1 protein-coding gene is annotated in these 929 nt (G+C 42.2%); it reads left to right on the top strand.

What is annotated here, in order from left to right; genetic code table 11:
- The coding region (locus AC1DY0_RS19050) for a transposase (RefSeq protein WP_477190152.1) at positions 1-929 on the top strand (929 nt) is incomplete at both ends.

Genomic DNA, 929 nt, shown 5'->3' with positions numbered 1-929 from the left:
TGATACCAAAGAAAATCAGCCTAAAATTCAAAACATCCTGCAAAAGATAGAACGCTTGCAACAAAACAAACTTCGCTATGATTTGCTGGAAGAAAAACTAAAAGCAAGTGGCGAACCGCAAATAAGCACTACCGATAGTGATGCCAGAGCCTTATTAGTGCAAGGACAAGTGGTTGAAATTTCGTTTAATTTGCAGGCGGCTGTGGATGCCAAACATAACCTTGTGGTAGCCACCCATACCATCAATAAGAACGACCGCAGTGCTTTATCGGCTATAGCTATCGAAGCCAAAGAGAATCTAGGCATTGAAACTTACACTGCATTGGTAGATAAAGGCTACCATAATGGCAAACAAATAGAAATTTGTAAACAAGCCAATATTACCACAATGGTAGCGCAACCTGAACAAGGAAAAAGTAACGAAAAGGGTACAACCACGGATTATTTGGTCTCCAAGTTCCAATACAATCAAAGTACCGACACCTACACTTGTCCACAGGGAGAAATCCTTAAAACTACAGGTAGTTGGCACAAGAAAACCACGGACAGAGACAGTTATGAGTTCAAGAAATACCGTACCCCAAAATGCAGAGAATGTCCTGTAAAACATTTATGCACAAGCAGAGCAGCAGGCAGAGAAATAGACCGCAGCCAATATGCCGATGCGGTGGAAGAAAACAACAAACGCTACCACGCAAATGCACAACTCTACCGCAAGCGGCAGGAAATCAACGAACACATCTTCGGGACTATTAAACGGCAATGGGGTTACAACCACACCAATTTAACGGGATTGGAAAAAGTAAACGGAGAACACAGCCTGATTATGCTGGTCTATAACATCAAACGCAGTATCAATATACTCGGCGTTCCCGATCTGATTGCTAAACTTCAAAAATGGAACTCACCCTACAAGGCAAAAGTCTTGT

This window comes from Flavobacterium sp. P1_E4, assembly GCF_056405915.1.
This window is presented reverse-complemented; position numbering and strand designations above follow the sequence as displayed.